A 15,389-nucleotide genomic window follows, 5' to 3' on the forward strand; every position below is an offset into this window, starting at 1 on the left:
TTCCCTCTCCCGTGGGCTGAGGGCTCCCCGCAGAAAAAGCACGCACGGACGGCCCCCTCTCCTCCTGGGGGAGAGGGCTGGGGTGAGGGGGAACATACAGCTCTGGTGGTTATTCCGTTCACTTTATGTGCCTTGCTACTCTGTAACCACATGACCGGTGAACGTGCCAGGGTGGCTCAGTCGCCACCACCCTGGCGACCCGGGCTCCCGGCGGTAAATCGCCGCTTCGCGGTGCCTTCGGCTTATTCCTTCCGGCTTATCGGGGACGGGCGGATGTAACGTCCCTGTAAAGCCGCCCTCTCGGCGCATCCATGCGCCTCGCCCCGGCCAGCAGGAAACGCCTCAGCGATTTACAGCCGGACCAGGGCATCGCTGAATGCTCTCAGTCATTCTGAGAGCAGCGTTATCGCTTATGGTTAAAAAATTACTGGAGAACCCTCTCCTCCATGGGAGAGGGTTAGGGTGAAGGTATTAGCGCTGAGACGTCAGCTCAGCAATATCCTTCGGCGTGGTGCGACAGCATCCACCGATTAATCTGGCACCGGCCTCCAGCCACTGGGGCAAATATCCCGCCAGGGTCTCGCACGCTTCACCGTGATGGTGCCAGGTTTTGGTCACCGCATCATAATGCTCGCCCGAATTCGGGTAGACCACCAGCGGCAATGCCGTCAGGCTGTGCAGGTGTTTCAGGGCCGCGGTGGTGTTTTCAAGCGCGATACAGTTGATGCCGAGCGCCACGACCTGTGTATTATCTTTCAGGGCCGCAACAACCTCCCGCAGCGGCGTCCCGTCGCTCAGGTGCTCGCTGTCGCGCAGGGTAAACGAGAACCACGCCCGGGCGCGGGGATACTCAGCCACAAGTGCTGCCAGCGCCTTGATCTCCTCAAAGGAGGGGAGCGTTTCGCAAGCCAGCAGATCCGCCCCCGCATCCAGCAACGCCTCAATGCGCGGACGATGAAATGCGGTGAACTCTTCAGCACGACGCACATAATCACCGCGATACTCAGAGCCATCCGCCAGATAGGCGCCATACGGCCCAACGGACCCCGCCACCAGCAGCGTGCCCGCCTGCGGATTTTCCGCCAGATATGCTTCACGTGCCTTACGCGCCAGCTCCACGCTTTTACCGATTAACGCGCGGGACTGCGCCTCGTCCAGACCGCGCGCCGCAAAGCCCGAAGGTGTGGCCTGATAGCTGGCGGTGATCGCCACCTGCGCACCCGCGCGGTAGTAGTCGAGGTGGACTTCACGGATAAGCTCCGGGTTTTCCATCAATACTTTGGCAGACCAGAGGTTGTCTGCAAGGTTGCACCCGCGCGCTTCCAGTTCAGTTGCCATTGCGCCATCCAGCACCATAAACGGCTGCTTTTCAAGGAGGGCGGTAAGCGGATTATTCTGCGACATGTTCAGGCTCCTGCGATGTCAGGTTTCGGGTCAGGTAGTAGGCACCATAACACAGGGCAACGAACGGCAGGCCACAATAAAGGGCAATGCGCTGGCTCGGATCAAACCACAGGCCGATACATGCCACCACACAGAGGATAAACCCGAGCACCGGCACCAGCGGATACCACGGCGCGCGATAGTGCAGAGCAGACAGCGGCTGTCCGGACTGCAGGTGACGACGACGGAAGACAAAGTGCGACGCGCAGATGCTGATCCACACCGCCACCACCGCAAAACCGGAAATGGCCGACAGCGCCACAAACACCGTGTCCGGCGCAACCACGCTTGAGAAGAGCGCCAGCACCCCACCGAGCATGGAAACGGAGAGCGCCGTCAGCGGCACGCCGTTTTTATTGACGCGTGCAAAGCAGCGCGGCAGCGTTTTCTCGTTAGAAAGCGACCACAGCATGCGCCCTGAGGCGTACAGACCGGAGTTTGCCGCCGAGAGGATCGCGGTCAAAATCACAAAGTTAAAGATATCTGCCGCATACGGGATCCCGACTTTTTCAAACACCAGCACAAACGGGCTCTTCTCCACCCCGGCCTGCTGCATCGGGATCAGCGCCGCCAGCACAAACACGGTGCCGATAAAGAAGATGATCAGTCGGGCAATGGTCGCGCGGATCGCCACCGGAATAACCTTATGCGGGTTTTCCGTTTCGCCCGCCGCAATGCCGATAAGTTCAGTGCCGGAGAAGGCAAAGTTCACCGCCACCATGGTCATCAGGATCGGCAGGCCGCCGTGCGGGAACCAGCCTTCAGCGGTAATGTTGCTCAGGCCCGGCGCAGACGAACCGTCCTGCATCGGGATAAAGCCAAAGATCGCCGCACCGCCAAGAATAATAAAGGCGATGATGGTGATAACTTTCACCAGCGAGAACCAGAATTCGCCCTCGGCAAAGAAACGCGTGGAGATGACGTTAAGGCCAAAAATCACCACGCAGAAGACCACGCACCACACCCAGACGGGCACCTGTGGGAACCAGTACTGCATACAGAACCCGGCGGCGGTAAAGCTCGATCCAAGCGCCACCGTCCAGGTGAGCCAGTACAGCCACGCCACGGTATAGCCCGTCGCCGGGCCGAGGTAACGAGCGGCATAGACGTGAAATGCGCCGGTTTCCGGCATTGCCACCGACAGTTCGCCCAGACACTGCATCACCAGCCAGACCACCAGTGCGCCAATGAGATAGGCCAGCAGCGTGCCTGCTGCCCCGGTTGTCGAAATGATATAACCGGTATTAAAGAATAACCCTGTGCCAATCACGCCACCCAGCGAGAGCATAATCAGGTGGCGTGTTTTCATGGTGCGCTTTAGCTGCCCATTTTCTTGTTGTGTTTGCATATTACCTTCTATACGTATGGACATCTAAACATCCAAAGAAGGTGTGTTATACCGCGAATAACATAAAAAAGCTAGACGACCAGACGCAACCGGGCGCGTCGCGCACTGAGTCGGGGATGGGTTGTGAGGATCACATACAGAATCGGACGCCAGGCCATAAGCACCTCCGCAAGCAGATACTTACAGCATGGCGCGGACGGCTGCGATTCTGGCTCAGACAAAAGTCGTATCTGTCCGCTACCAGCTAAACCCTCTGCATGCTTCGCGCAGGCGAATCAAAAACTGACGGGCGTTGGTGGTCATCGCCGACTTTTGCGACCACACCGCGCAATACTGCGCCGACGGCAGTTGGGTGATGGGCAACGCCACCAGCTTGTCATCAAGCTGCAGCGGCTGACACATCGCCCGCGCGACCACCGTCAGATAGTCCGCGTTAAGCACCATATTTAGCCCCGTGATGACGGAATCGGTGCGCAGCGGGGTGATATCCACCTGTCGATAAAAATGGCTGAGCTCATTTTGTAGCTGCTGGTAGTAGCCCATGGATGACTCCGGCAGTAGCCATTTGGCCTGACGCAGCGCCATCAGATCGCGGGCTTCTGCCAGTGGGTGCCCCTTGCGCGCGATGATGCAAAACGGCGAGGTAAACAGCGGTTCGATCATCACCCCTTCCGGCGGCGCCATCGGATCCACTGAGCCAATAGCCATATCTATTTCACCGTTTCGTACACCAGGCAGAAGCGAAGAGAGCTGCCCCTCCTTCACCGTCAGCAAGACCTGGGGCAGCGTTTTCTTGAACGCCCCGGCCACATCAGGAAAGACGGTCAGCGCAATAAGCGAAGAGAACCCCACCGTCAGACGCCCGTGAGTAAAATGGTTAATCTGCTCCACTTCATCCGCCGCACGCCGCAACTCTTCAAGCACCCACTCCGCCCGTTGGGAAAACGCCCTTCCCGCCTCGGTAAGCGCAATCCCCTCTTTGCTGCGCAATAAAAGTTGGGTGCCTAAAGTTTGCTCAAGCTCACGCAATGTCCGGCTCAATCCGGGCTGCGAAACGCCCAGTTCCCGGGCGGCCGAACGGATACTGCCGCTGCGCGCCACCTGACGAAAGGCCTGAAGATGGCCGAGTTTTGGCAGATATTTCATCGCTCGCCCTATAACAAAAAAGCATCACCTATAGAAAAATTATATCTTCCCGCCTGTCGGGTAAACCCCTAGATTCAGGGTGCACACAACATTTCTCATCGCACACTGACGTCAGGCGGAAAACAGAATGAAAAGCCAGTCACAGATGATTTTTTTGCTTTTTATCGGCTATGTCGTGGTCTACATCGATAAAACCGTAATGGGTTTTGCCCTGCTGCCAATCGAAAAGGAGTTCGGGCTCACCACCGCGCAGCTGGGCTATATCACCGGGATCTTCTTTCTCGCCTACTCCCTCTTTCAGGTGCCTGCGGGCTGGCTAAACGACAGAGTCGGCTACAAAACCATGCTGATCCTTTCTCTGTGTGCGCTGGGGATCTTCGCCCTCTGCTTTGGCGCGCTGGGTATGACCTTTGGCCTGCTGCTGGTGTTTCGCTTTCTCTCCGGCGTGGGGCATTCCGGCTATCCCTGCTCCTGCGCGAAAGCGGTGGTCAGCAATTTTACGCTGGAAAAACGCACCTTCGCCCAGTCGGTTCTGCTCTCCTCCGCCGGGCTGGCGATGACCGTCGGGCCGATTGTGGCCGTCTCGGCGCTGGCACACCTGGGCTGGCACGCCTCGTTTGTGGCACTGGGGATCGTGGCCTGCGCCATTGCCCTGCTGATCGCCTTGCGCGTGCCGTATCAGAAACCCGCGCCACGCCAGGCCGCGCACGGGCAACGCGAGGCGCTGTGGCGTAACCCTACGGTGCTGCTGCTGTTTTTCTCGGTGTTTTGCATCAATATCCCAAGCTATGGCCTGTTGGCCTGGCTGCCTAAATTCTTTGTCCAGAGCATGGGCATGCCGATTGAGGTGTCCGGTTATATCGTGGCGGCTGGCGGCGCGGGGATCTGGCTTTCATCGTTGTGCACCGGCTGGCTGGTCGGAAAATACTTCCACCACCGCGAGCCACAGGTGATTTTGATCTGCGCACTGGTGAGCGCGGCCGCCATTCTCGGCATCTTCCACACCGCCACGGCGGTGAGTGCCAGCATCCTGCTGTTTGTGGGGGAGATCTTCCTGATGGCCACCTTTGTGACCGCGTTTACCCTGCCAATGAAACGCCTGCCGGAGAACATCATGGGCTCGGCCATCGGTCTGATAAACACCGGAGGGACGCTGGGGGGCTTCGTTTCACCGGTTGTGATTGGCTATCTCGTTGGAAAAAGCCACAGTTATGAAAGCGCATTTATTTTCCTGTCACTGGCAATGGTGTGCGCGGGTGTGGCGATAGTGCCACTGATAAAAAAACCTGCACCCTCACTGCCGGTGACTGACTGAAGGAGACTGTCATGAAAAGTAGCACTGAAAACCTTATCCGCGACGTTCACGACGAGGTGATCCGCTGGCGCAGGCATATTCATGCCAACCCGGATCTCTCATTTCAGGAAAAGCCGACCGCAGATTTTATCGCCCGTGAACTGGCGAATCTGCCGGAGCTGACGATTAGCCGCCCGCTGGAGAACAGCGTGGTGGCGGTATTACAGGGTGAAAAACCCGGCCCGATGTGGGCACTGCGTGCAGATATCGACGCCCTGCCGCTGCAGGAAGAGAGCGGTGAAGCATTCAGCTCAACCAAACCCGGCGTGATGCATGCCTGCGGTCACGATGCCCACACCGCCATGCTGATGGGGGCAGCGAAAGTGCTCTGTCATCTGCGCAGCCAGCTCTGCGGCAGCATCAAGTTTATCTTCCAGCCTGCCGAAGAAGTGCCACCGGGCGGTGCGCGCGAACTGGTGGAGAAAGGCGTGGTTGACGACGTCGAGAAGATCTTCGGTCTGCACGTTTTTCCGACCAGTCCTACCGGTAAAATTACCCTGAAAGAGGGCGTCTATGTCGCCTCCAGCGATAACTTTGATATCACGCTCTTCGGCCAGGGCGGACACGGCTCAATGCCGCAGTTCTGCATCGACCCGGTGGTGATCGGCGCTGAAGTCGTCACCGCGCTGCAAAACGTGGTGGCGCGTAATCTCGACCCGATTAACGCCCCGGTACTGACCATCGCGACCTTCCAGGCTGGTGACAGCTATAACGTGATCCCGGACAGCGCCCGCCTGGCCGGAACGGTGCGTACGCACAATCAGCAGGTGCGCGAGCAGGTTCCGCAGCTGATGCAGCGTATTGTCGAGGGCGTCGTCAGTGCCCACGGCGCGCGCTGTGAGATCCGCTGGCAGCAGGGTTACGCCGTTGGCAACAACCATGCCGAGACCAATGCCATCGCCAAAGCGGCGATGGCGGCGCATTTTGGAGAAGGAACGCTGCAGCTTGCCGATCGGGCCCTGTTCGGCAGCGAGGATTTCTCCTCGTATCAGGAGAAGGTTCCGGGAACATTCCTGTTCATCGGCTGCGGCAATGAGGAAAAAGGCGCCGTCTGGAACGTCCATAATCCACACTTTCGCATCGACGAGGCCGCGCTGGCGGTGGGCGTGAAAACGCACGTTGCGCTGGTCAGTTCGTTATTTGAGGAGATTTGATCCCTCCACTCCTGACATTGCCCGGCGGTGCGCGGCTTGCGCAGGCCGGTGCAATGGTTGGTAAATTCGTCAATCAGTTCTATAGTCGACACTGTTTCTTAGTAACCAGGACTGACTGATGCGCTTTAACGGACTGACCAAAGGTTTCTTTATCTTTATTCTCGCCCTCGTGACGTGGGCGTTTTTCGACGTGCTATCGCCCTACTTCTCCGTCATTCTGTGGGCCGCCATTCTGACCGTCATCTTTAACCCGGTTAAAAACAAGCTGCGCGCCGCGCTGGGGGATCGTAACGGGCTGGCTTCGCTGCTGACTATCGGGATCATCTGCCTGATCGTCTTTATCCCGTTGATGGTGATCCTCTCCTCGCTCGCCATAGAGCTGAACGTGGTGTACACCAAACTGCAGGAGAACAACACGCAATTCCCGGAGGTGGTGGCGAGCATCTTTAACCATCTGCCAGACTGGGCCAGCGGTTTCCTGGCCGATCACAACCTGACCAACGCCGCGCAGATCCAGAAAAAACTCTCCGATGTCGCCCTGCAGGGCGGGCAGTATCTGGCGGGCAGCGCGTTTCTGATCGGCAAAGGGACCTTTGGCTTTGCCATTAGCTTCGGCATCATGCTGTATCTGCTGTTCTTCCTGCTGAAAGACGGGCCGTTCCTGGTGCGCCAGATCCTCGACTCCTTGCCGCTGTCCGATTTCGCCAAACAACACCTGTTCGCCAAGTTTGTCGGCGTCTCGCGGGCGACGGTAAAAGGCACGGCGGTTGTCGCGGTGGTTCAGGGTACGCTCGGCGGGATTGCGTTTGCCATTGCCGGTATCGACGGCAGCATCCTCTGGGGTGCGCTGATGGCCTTCCTCTCCCTGGTGCCTGCGGTGGGGTCGGCGATTGTCTGGGTTCCGGCCGCCATTTTCCTCTTCGCGACGCACCAGATCTGGCAGGGGCTGTTCATTGTCGGCTTCTTCGTGATTATCGTCGGGCTGGTGGACAATATCCTGCGCCCGCTGCTGGTGGGGAAAGACACCAAAATGCCGGACTACCTGATCCTGATCTCAACGCTTGGCGGGATGGAGCTGTACGGCATTAACGGCTTTGTCATTGGCCCGCTGATTGCCGCGCTGTTTATCGCCTGCTGGAATCTCTTCTCCGGTCGCGATCACGCGGGTAACGCCGAAGAGCTGGATGCCGCGTTTATTGAAGAGGGAAGAAACCCTCCAGATTTATAAATCACTGACGATAACCTTCCAGACAGGCGGCGCTGTGCCGCCTTTTTTTTCGCCTTAAATCAAACGTTTTCTATAATTTGAAAGAACGCCATCCTTCTTTGGTCGTAAAAGGATCACCAGGTGCGAATCGCGACGATAACAAACTGGGCCTACGGTGCCACGGTCTGCCTGACCCTCGCTTCCGGCATCATCATGCTGATGGCGTCCAATGCCGATACCCTTGAGCGTAAGGCCGTTGAACAGCGGCAGATATTTGATCAGCTTACGGAAGAAATCGAAATCGAGGTCTGGGCACAGTCCGATTTAGCCCGCCTGTACGTGATTAAAAAAGATCCGCAAATTCTCAGGGAATACAATCAGTCAGAGAAAACCCTGAAGAACACCGAACTCCGGCTGGATAAACTGCAGGATGTTGGCGCGTCAGATGATGAACTCTCCTTACTGCATGAAGGGATAAAAATCGTCGATGCGTTACAGGACGAGCAGCAGGCCGCACTCACCAGCATGGCGCGAGGCGAAGACGCGCAGGCCATTGCCCTGCTCTACGGTATGCCCTATGAACAGGAGCTGGAACGCGCCCAGAATCAGATTGAGCACTTCCGCCAGATACTCGACAAGCGGGTGATCGCTTCCGTTCAGGAGGCGACGAAAAAATCGAAAGCGCTGCGTACGGCTTCTGAGATGATGGTCGGTCTTACTGCCCTTCTTTTCCTGTTTGTGCTTGGTTTTATCTTAAAACGCCGCGTGCTGCGCCCGGTGGTACGCCTGAGCGATGTGGTGCACCGTCTCGCGTCGCAGGATTACGCGGTTGAAACACCCAATTTCAACCAGATTGATGAGATTGGCGATATGGCGCAGGCCATCCGGATCTTTCGTGAAAATGGCCTCGCACGACAGCGACTGGAAAAAGAGCGCGACGCCGACTGGGCCATTCGCGAGCTGCTGGCCCGCATGACCCAGCGGCTGCAGGGGTGTGAGAATTTTGCGGACGTGATTAACGTAGCGGAGCTGTTCGCCCCCAATATCGCGCCGGGGATTGCCGGGCGGCTCTATATTCTCGACCGCGATCCGTGGCAGATGCGCTGCGTCGCACAGTGGCTTTCGCCACCGGGTGACGATACACCTTTCCATCCCGATGAATGCTGGGCGGTCAGACGCGGGCAGAGCCATCCGCCCGTGAACGGCGAGCCGGATATCGCCTGCTACCATCTACCGGCGTCGCACACGCATACGTCGCTGTGCGTCCCTATGATTGCTCAGGGCGAAGCCATTGGCTTGCTCTCCTTACAGAATATCACCGCGGAAAATGCCCCTTCCCGCGCCTATCTGGAGCTGATGGCTGAAGCGCTCGGCCTGGCGCTGGCCAACCAACGTCTGCGCGATGCCCTGCTGGAAAAAGCCCTCTTCGATCCGCTCACCGGCTTGCGTAACCGCCATCATCTGGAAGACACCCTGCGCACCCAAATGGCGCAGGCGGTGCGCAATGAAGAGCCGGTAAGCTGCCTGATGATCGACATCGACCACTTCAAAAGCATCAATGACCGCTTTGGTCATGAAGCGGGCGATCAGGTCATCAAAAGCGTGGCCTCCATCGTACAACGCGCCGTACACGACAGCGGGCTGGCGTTCCGCTATGGCGGCGAAGAGTTTCTGGTGCTGCTTTCCGGCGTCGATGAAGAGGCGGCGCAGGCGTGCGCCAAAGAGATTTATAACGGCGTGCATGAGCTGTCGCTGCGCTATGGGCTTTCAGAGATTGGCCCGGTGGATGTGTCGATTGGCGTCGCCAGCTATCCGCAGCACGCTCAGAGCGATAACCTGCTGCGCGCTGCCGACGTGGCCTTATACCGGGCGAAAGAGCTGGGCCGTTCGCGTATTGTGAGCTTTGGGATGCTGGAGGCGGGCTGACGCTGATTCACGCGCCCTGACCTTCCCCGGCTCAGGCGCGCGTGATCGCCCAAAGCACCACAATCCCCAGCGCATTGCTCCGCTTTTCCACGTACAGGGTGGAGTTGGAATAAACGTTACCCTTCGGGTTACAGATGCGGATCTCTTTTTTTAATTCCGGCTCGTAGACTTCCGCCCCCGAGCAGCTGTGACGGGTACTGGATTCATACCGGTAAGGTTTGCTCCATGAGGAATAGTCCCCCTCCAGTAGCCAGGCCGTTGTAAAAATCACGAACATGGCAACCGGCAGGCTGCAAATGAAGAAGCCGAGGTATAGTTTTACCGCGCCAGCAAGGCGCTTACCTTTCAGTCGTCCCTTTCTGATGAAAATAACCATCGGCACCAGTGCCAGCAGCAACGCCCCACAGGCCAGATACTGCTCCCCGCGGATCGTAAGGTATGTTACGCGATAAACGTTAACTGACCAGACCACAAAACCAGATAGCAGGGCTACACCGCCCGCGATGAGTGGGAGCCAAAAGGTATAAGTCTCTTTTTTCATTGTGGGCATGTCCCTGTCATTTTTGGGTGGTCAGAAGATCAATCATCGCCCGGGTGGCCGCCGACTGGCGTCGGTGTGGTGCGAAGAGCACGGAGAACGGCCGCGACCGTCCACGCAGGTGTGGCAGCACCTCGACTAACTGACCGCGCTGTATCCTGTCGCGGACGATAAATTCATAGCTCTGGCAGATCCCCATCCCCTGCTCCGCCAGCGAAACCACGCCGAGTACATCATCGGAGATTTCGATAGTTGAACCCGGCAGCCAGTCAATATCACGTTCCTCATCACGAAACACCCAGGGGGCGATGCGTCCGGTACGCGGCATGATAAAGGGCAGACAGGTGTGGCGATGCAACTCCTCCAGCGTCTGCGGGCTCCCCATGCGGTGCAGGTAATCAGGCGATGCGACCAGCAGCAGCGCCGCGTCCTCCAGCTTGCGCGCGACTAACCCACTGTCGGGCAACTGGCCCAGGCGAATCGCCAGATCGAATCCCTCCGCAATCAGATCCACGTTGCGATTGGTGATGTTCAGCTCCACCTTTACGCGTGGATAGTGTTGGGCAAAGCGCGCCAGCAGCGGCGGCAGACGGTAGTGCCCATAGGTGGTTGGAACGCTCATTCGCACGCGACCGGTCAGCTCGTCTTCCAGGCCCCGCCCCTCGCGTTCGGCGTCATCAAGCAGTGCAAACGCAGACCTCGCCTGCTCCAGATAAACGCGTCCGGCCTCCGTCAGCCCCACGCGGCGGGTCGTTCGCTGTAATAACTGCCGTCCAAGACGCGCTTCCAGGCGGGAAACCGCGCGACTCAGGACAGAGGGTGTGGTGGAAAGGACAACCGCTGCGGCAGTAAAAGAGCCGTGTTCAACAACAGTAATGAAGACTTCAACGTCTCCGAGATAATCGAATTTGCGGCTCATTTTGCTCTTTCAGGAACAAATGTTTTTCAATCTGGCTAATTTATCCCCTCCGGAGTGATGAGTAAAGTGACCGGCATTCATCACCAGAACCTGTCACTGGAGACTGTCATGTCCAACCGTACCCGCAGTTTTTCCGCCATTGCGATGGCGGCGTTGTTCGCTTTCCCGGTCTTCGCCAGCGCGGCGAATTCCCTGCCCCTTGAGCGCTGGCGCAGCTATGCTGGCGTGAGCTGGGATACCCCCCAGAATGGGCAAACCCCGACGCGGTTTTCCGGCTCGGTTAACGCGCCCATTGCCGGTATCCATTTTGATGCAAAGGGCCGGGCCTTTATCAGTACGCCCCGGCTGGTTTCTGCCGCCGCACCCGCCACGCTGAGCATTCTGGATACGACGGTTCCGTCCGGCCCTGCCCGCCTGACGGCGTTTCCGTCCCGCGAGGGGAACGCGGTAAACACCGATCCCGCGCAGAACCTGCGCAACGTGCTTGGCTTTTATATTGATCGTCAAAACGGCTGGCTATGGGCGCTGGACATGGGGTTTGTCGCGGGCGAAGCGGAGTCGCCCGCGGGCTCGCAGAAACTGGTCGTACTGGATCTCAACACGGGCCGCACCCTTAAACGTATCGCCCTGGATGGCGTGGCGGACCGCAAAGCCAGCTTCCTGAACGATGTGGTTGTCGATGAGAAACGCCGTGTCGCCTATATCTCCGACAGCGGATCGCGGAGCGCACCGGAAAACCGCGTGGGCCTTATCGTCGTTGATTTCGCCACCGGCACGGCACGACGGTTGCTCGACCGTCACCCTGCGCTACAGATTGAGCCGGGCGTGAAGGTGGTTTCACACGGTGCGGAGGTCTGGCCGGGCAAACCCTTACTGATTGGCATCAACGGCATCGCACTCTCTCCGGATGCGGGCACGCTGTACTGGACAGTTACAACCGGAACCCATGCCTGGGCAGTGCCTACGACATTGCTGAGGCAGCCGGAGTCAACCGATGCGCAGATTGCCACCGGTATCCAGGATCTTGGCGTGGTGGGTGGTAACACCGACGGTATCGTGACCGATGCAAAGGGCAACCTCTATATCACCGATGTCACCCGCAACGGCATTGTCCGCTTTGATCCGAAGAACCGTTCCATGTCACTCATCGCCGCCAGCGAGGACGTCCATTGGCCGGATACCCCGGCAATCCGCCCGGACGGGGATCTGATCTTTACCTCGAGTCGCCTTAACGACCATTTCGCGGGAGCCGTTAAATCAGGAGAGGAACGCTATGATTTATGGCGTTTGCCTCTCGGTGCTTCGCAGAATAAAAACGAACAATAAAATGCCCGTGCAGGGCAAATACTGAGTGACTGCGACGCCACCCATCGGGTGGCGTTCGTTTTGCGTTTACGGTCAGCCTGGCAAAAAAGATAAACTTTTCGTGATATTCTTTTGTTAACGCACACGCCTTATATAATCAAATTAACCTGGTCTGACGCATGCGTTAAATCTATTACCCTCCATGACGGGTATTAATACTGGGTTAGTCCTGCCGCGATGAGATAAAAATAATCGTCTCATCTTTCATCCTTAATTTAATTACTGTTGCGCACACTCGTAATATGCGCGTGGCGTGCATTACTGTTTTGCAATGGAAAAACGTCTATGTCGAAACTGGATTTGAGATCCAAAAAAACCTGGGGAGCGCTGGCGTCTATCGCCGTTGTCGCGGGCACACTGGCAGGCGCATTTGCGTGGACAGCAGGATGGTTTGGATCACGTACTGTCAGTCAGGCACTGGTCGGTGAAACACCAACGCCATTTCCACCAGGCTTTCGCCGCGCACATGGTAAAGGGATCTGTTTTGCCGGAACGTTCGTTCCGAATGGTTCCGCAGTTTCGCTGTCATCCTCTCGCCTCTTCTCGCAGCAGAAAGTTCCCGTGGTGGGACGATTCTCCATTGGTACTGGCGATCCCCATGCTCCGGATAGCACGACGAAAACGCTGAGCATGGCACTGCTGCTGAAGACGGACGACAAACAGCAATGGCGGATGGCGATGAACAACGAGCCTTACTTCGCCACCCACAATCCGGAAGGATTCCTGGCCTTGCGCAAAGCAACCGCTGTTGACGCGGCCACCGGCAAGCCGGATCCGCAACGTATCGCAGACTTTTTGCAAGCGTACCCGGAAGCGGAAAAATACCTTAAATGGGCGGCACAAAAACCCGCTCCCGGCAGCTTCGCCGGTGCGACGTTTTACAGCATTAACGCCTTCTACCTGGTGAACGCGCAGGGGGATCGACAACCGGTTCGCTGGATGATGCGCCCGCACGATCCTTTCATGTCGCTGAGCGATGAACAACGGCAGAAAGCCGATGACAACTTCCTGTTTGAAAACCTGCAACAGAGGCTGGCTCAGAAACCCCTTTACTGGGATTACGTTCTACAGCTCGCACAACCGGGCGATCCGGTGGATGACCCTTCGCAGCCCTGGCCGAACGATCGCAAGCAGCTCGTGGCCGGCACGCTGGAAGTGACTCGCGTCGAAGCGCAATCCCAGGGTGCGTGCCGCGACGTTAACTTTGACCCCTCGATCGTTCCTGCGGGTGTGGCGGTATCGAACGATCCCATCTTAAACGCGCGTTCCGCTGCCTATTCGCACTCGTTCAGTCGCCGTGAGCGGGAAATCGGCTACGGCAAAGCAACCGAAGCCGTGCAAAAGCAGGAGGTTAAATGAACACGAATAAAGGTATGCGAGAGCACGCGCCACAGCATTTCAACACCCTGGCACGAAGCCTGCACTGGCTGATGGCGGCGATGATCCTGGCCATGCTGTTCATCGGCGCCGCCATGATGACGTCATTACATCATCGGATTTGGTTAATTGACCTGCACCGGCCCCTGGGTATCGCCATTTTACTGCTGGCGGTGATTCGTCTGGCCAACCGTGTGTTTAGCCGGACGCCCCCTCTCCCGGCCGATTTGCCCGTATGGCAGGTCTTTGCAGCCAAAGCCTCGCACTGGGTGCTGTACGCGTTAATGCTGACCATGCCGCTACTGGGCTGGGCACAGCTGTCGGCAGCGGGAGTACCCATCGTGATGTTTGATGGATTCAACCTGCCGCCTGTCGTTCCAGCCAGTCCGGCCGTTTATGCGTGGTGCCATGACGCCCATCGTCTTCTGGCCAGGGTACTTTTTGCGGTGGTGCTGGTCCACCTTTCTGCTGCACTCGTTCATGCATGGATCTACCGGGACGCGGTTTTTGCCAGCATGGCGAAAGGCGGTAAGCCGTCTCAGGAACCCTGAAGAGGACAACATTATTGATGCGGGTCAAAGGAAGATGGCTGGCTGACTAAAGAACAGGGCTATGTGGTCGATATTTATCAGGATACTTGTCAGCCTGTTTCGCAGGCTGACAACAACTCCGGGCGATATTAACGGCCCTTTTCTGCTCAGAGTCATCCACGCGGCCACCTGAGTAAAATTATCTCATGGAGAGAAAATGAAAGTTCGTCTTATGGCAATTGTATCTGCATCCTTAATTCTTGCGGGCTGTGCTGGCTCGGTGAAACCCGACACCGTGAAAGCGGCTAATGGCAGCGCAATTGATATTTACAGCGTTTCTGCACTACCGGAACTGAATGACAACCGTATTGCCGATAACACACTACGTGAAGTGACCCCGACGCATGCCGCAACAGGTATGGGGCTTGCCGTTCTCGGCGCGTTAACCGGTAACATTAACTCCGGTGACTTTGATAAAGAGAACTATAAAGGGACAGCGATCGAAACCCTGCAAAACCCGACGAACAGCTGGTTTGTGCCTAAAGCGAAACAAAATATCAGCAAGTGGCTGAACGAAAAAGGCAATGGCCACGTTTACAAGCAGCCACTCTATATTGGTAAAGCAACCTGGGCGTTGATCTATAAAGATGCCACCGCGACCACGCCTCTCTATCAGCTGAAATATAAAGTCCTGTTCTATAAGCGCCCGGAAAGTGGAAATATGTTCTCTGCATTTACGGTAGCGGAATGCGCTCCTACGCCAGTTGAAGCGCCACTGAGCGAGTGGAGTGCAAATAATTACCAAAAAGTGACCACTCAAACCGAAAGCTATATGAAGAGCTGCCTGCTGGAACTGGATAACCAGCTGCCGCGTTTGCTGAAGCTGTAATGTGATGTGCTGTACGGCCCGCTTCGTGCGGGCTTGTGGGTTCAAAGTAGGTAACTCAGTGATAAACTCGCCCACTAATCTACTTTTGAACTCATCGTCCAGCCTGTTTTTTTAGCTATCAAACAAACTCATAACCTCTTTGGCCGAAGCTTATATTACTCAGGCATGGATCACCTTTATGAACAATTTAAAA

General features: G+C 57.0%; 13 protein-coding genes. 8 read left to right on the forward strand and 5 right to left on the reverse strand.

Annotated features, from left to right (window positions below):
* Positions 1-471: 471 nt before the first annotated feature.
* The 3 genes from mmuM to NQ842_RS19405 all read right to left on the reverse strand — a co-directional run bounded on the left by mmuM (position 472) and on the right by NQ842_RS19405 (position 3,937).
* A complete protein-coding gene (gene mmuM / locus NQ842_RS19395) occupies positions 472-1,404 on the reverse strand; it encodes a homocysteine S-methyltransferase (protein ID WP_257256219.1) in 933 nt (310 codons plus the stop codon).
* The gene (gene mmuP / locus NQ842_RS19400) at positions 1,391-2,791 is read right to left on the reverse strand and encodes an S-methylmethionine permease (protein ID WP_125366364.1); all 1,401 of its coding nucleotides are present in this window, start codon (positions 2,789-2,791) and stop codon (positions 1,391-1,393) included. The genes mmuM and mmuP overlap by 14 nt, the downstream gene beginning before the upstream one ends.
* Before the next feature lie 237 nt (positions 2,792-3,028).
* A complete protein-coding gene (locus NQ842_RS19405) occupies positions 3,029-3,937 on the reverse strand; it encodes a LysR substrate-binding domain-containing protein (protein WP_014830823.1) in 909 nt (302 codons plus the stop codon).
* 127 nt (positions 3,938-4,064) lie between these two features.
* Between NQ842_RS19405 and NQ842_RS19410 the strand changes: the two genes are divergently transcribed.
* The 4 genes from NQ842_RS19410 to NQ842_RS19425 all read left to right on the forward strand — a co-directional run bounded on the left by NQ842_RS19410 (position 4,065) and on the right by NQ842_RS19425 (position 9,578).
* Positions 4,065-5,252 (forward strand): MFS transporter, encoded by a 1,188-nt coding sequence (locus NQ842_RS19410; RefSeq protein ID WP_257256220.1) that lies wholly within the window; start codon positions 4,065-4,067, stop codon positions 5,250-5,252.
* A gap of 11 nt (positions 5,253-5,263) precedes the next feature.
* The gene (locus tag NQ842_RS19415) at positions 5,264-6,445 is read left to right on the forward strand and encodes an amidohydrolase (RefSeq protein WP_047360782.1); all 1,182 of its coding nucleotides are present in this window, start codon (positions 5,264-5,266) and stop codon (positions 6,443-6,445) included.
* A gap of 118 nt (positions 6,446-6,563) precedes the next feature.
* A complete protein-coding gene (locus tag NQ842_RS19420; RefSeq protein WP_257256221.1) occupies positions 6,564-7,673 on the forward strand; it encodes an AI-2E family transporter in 1,110 nt (369 codons plus the stop codon).
* A 120-nt stretch (positions 7,674-7,793) separates the two neighbouring features.
* Positions 7,794-9,578 carry a diguanylate cyclase gene (locus NQ842_RS19425; RefSeq protein ID WP_257256222.1) on the forward strand — a complete coding sequence of 595 codons (1,785 nt, stop codon included), beginning with the start codon at positions 7,794-7,796 and terminating at the stop codon, positions 9,576-9,578.
* Between the two features lie 31 nt (positions 9,579-9,609).
* Here NQ842_RS19425 and NQ842_RS19430 read toward each other — a convergent pair whose 3' ends face one another.
* Entirely contained in the window at positions 9,610-10,119 is a 510-nt protein-coding gene (locus NQ842_RS19430) for a hypothetical protein (protein WP_194516463.1), read from the reverse strand.
* Positions 10,120-10,135: 16 nt separating this feature from the next.
* Complete coding sequence (locus NQ842_RS19435) at positions 10,136-11,035, reverse strand: LysR family transcriptional regulator (protein ID WP_014830817.1); 900 nt, start codon at positions 11,033-11,035, stop codon at positions 10,136-10,138.
* Between the two features lie 108 nt (positions 11,036-11,143).
* On the opposite strand from NQ842_RS19435, the gene NQ842_RS19440 reads away from it, so the two are divergent.
* From NQ842_RS19440 to NQ842_RS19455, 4 genes are all read left to right on the forward strand, one after another.
* A complete protein-coding gene (locus NQ842_RS19440) occupies positions 11,144-12,361 on the forward strand; it encodes a major royal jelly family protein (RefSeq protein WP_257256941.1) in 1,218 nt (405 codons plus the stop codon).
* A 324-nt stretch (positions 12,362-12,685) separates the two neighbouring features.
* Positions 12,686-13,759, forward strand: a complete 1,074-nt coding sequence (locus NQ842_RS19445) for a catalase family peroxidase (RefSeq protein ID WP_050860437.1) — start codon at positions 12,686-12,688, stop codon at positions 13,757-13,759.
* A complete protein-coding gene (locus NQ842_RS19450; protein ID WP_050860438.1) occupies positions 13,756-14,328 on the forward strand; it encodes a cytochrome b in 573 nt (190 codons plus the stop codon). The genes NQ842_RS19445 and NQ842_RS19450 overlap by 4 nt, the downstream gene beginning before the upstream one ends.
* A gap of 196 nt (positions 14,329-14,524) precedes the next feature.
* Complete coding sequence (locus NQ842_RS19455) at positions 14,525-15,196, forward strand: hypothetical protein (protein ID WP_014830813.1); 672 nt, start codon at positions 14,525-14,527, stop codon at positions 15,194-15,196.
* Positions 15,197-15,389: the final 193 nt, after the last annotated feature.

The organism is Enterobacter cloacae complex sp. R_G8, assembly GCF_024599795.1.
GTDB classification, from domain to species: domain Bacteria; phylum Pseudomonadota; class Gammaproteobacteria; order Enterobacterales; family Enterobacteriaceae; genus Enterobacter; species Enterobacter dissolvens.

Excerpts from the sequence above, each read along its gene's own strand:
- mmuM (WP_257256219.1), bottom strand. The coding sequence starts at position 1,404 with ATGTCGCAGAATAATCCGCTTACCGCCCTCCTTGAAAAGCAGCCGTTT.
- mmuP (WP_125366364.1), bottom strand. The coding sequence starts at position 2,791 with ATGCAAACACAACAAGAAAATGGGCAGCTAAAGCGCACCATGAAAACA.
- NQ842_RS19405 (WP_014830823.1), bottom strand. The coding sequence starts at position 3,937 with ATGAAATATCTGCCAAAACTCGGCCATCTTCAGGCCTTTCGTCAGGTG.
- NQ842_RS19410 (WP_257256220.1), top strand. The coding sequence starts at position 4,065 with ATGAAAAGCCAGTCACAGATGATTTTTTTGCTTTTTATCGGCTATGTC.
- NQ842_RS19415 (WP_047360782.1), top strand. The coding sequence starts at position 5,264 with ATGAAAAGTAGCACTGAAAACCTTATCCGCGACGTTCACGACGAGGTG.
- NQ842_RS19420 (WP_257256221.1), top strand. The coding sequence starts at position 6,564 with ATGCGCTTTAACGGACTGACCAAAGGTTTCTTTATCTTTATTCTCGCC.
- NQ842_RS19430 (WP_194516463.1), bottom strand. The coding sequence starts at position 10,119 with ATGAAAAAAGAGACTTATACCTTTTGGCTCCCACTCATCGCGGGCGGT.
- NQ842_RS19435 (WP_014830817.1), bottom strand. The coding sequence starts at position 11,035 with ATGAGCCGCAAATTCGATTATCTCGGAGACGTTGAAGTCTTCATTACT.
- NQ842_RS19440 (WP_257256941.1), top strand. The coding sequence starts at position 11,144 with ATGTCCAACCGTACCCGCAGTTTTTCCGCCATTGCGATGGCGGCGTTG.
- NQ842_RS19445 (WP_050860437.1), top strand. The coding sequence starts at position 12,686 with ATGTCGAAACTGGATTTGAGATCCAAAAAAACCTGGGGAGCGCTGGCG.
- NQ842_RS19450 (WP_050860438.1), top strand. The coding sequence starts at position 13,756 with ATGAACACGAATAAAGGTATGCGAGAGCACGCGCCACAGCATTTCAAC.
- NQ842_RS19455 (WP_014830813.1), top strand. The coding sequence starts at position 14,525 with ATGAAAGTTCGTCTTATGGCAATTGTATCTGCATCCTTAATTCTTGCG.